The organism is Corallococcus praedator (assembly GCF_003612125.1).
GTDB lineage: Bacteria > Myxococcota > Myxococcia > Myxococcales > Myxococcaceae > Corallococcus > Corallococcus praedator.
Genome location: NZ_RAWI01001032.1, coordinates 1 through 446, shown reverse-complemented (window position 1 = coordinate 446; position 446 = coordinate 1). Strand labels below are relative to the sequence as shown.

The following is a 446-nucleotide window of genomic DNA, read 5'->3' as shown; positions in this document are numbered from 1 at the left end:
GCGGGTCCCTGGCCCCCGGCAAGCTGCAGAACCCGGTGGACCTGTCCGCGGACCTCGTCTCCGGCGACCGCACCCAGGCGGTGCTCACCGGCAACGTGCGGGTGAAGCACCAGAGCATGGACATCCGCTGCGACAAGATGACCGCCTACTACAACTCCACGCGCGAGGTGACGCGCGTGGTGTGCTCCGGCAACGTGCGCGCGGTGGACGGCGACCGGCAGGCCCGGGGCGAGCGCGCCGACTACGACGTCCCCTCCGGCGTGCTGGTGGTGACGGGCTCTCCCGAAGCGCGCCAGGGCAACACCTACGTCACCGGCACCAAGGTGCGCCTCATCCTGGGCAACGAGCGCGTGGAGGTGGAGAACGCCCGCATCCTCGTGGAGTCCCCGGCCACCACCGCCGTCCCCGGCACCCGCAGGAAGACGCCCGCCGCGCCCAAGCAGGGC

1 protein-coding gene is annotated in these 446 nt (G+C 72.4%); it reads left to right on the top strand.

Annotated elements, in window-relative coordinates:
* Window positions 1–446, top strand: a 446-nt coding sequence (locus D7Y13_RS42910; protein WP_120631118.1) for an LptA/OstA family protein, incomplete at both ends; no start/stop codon positions are given.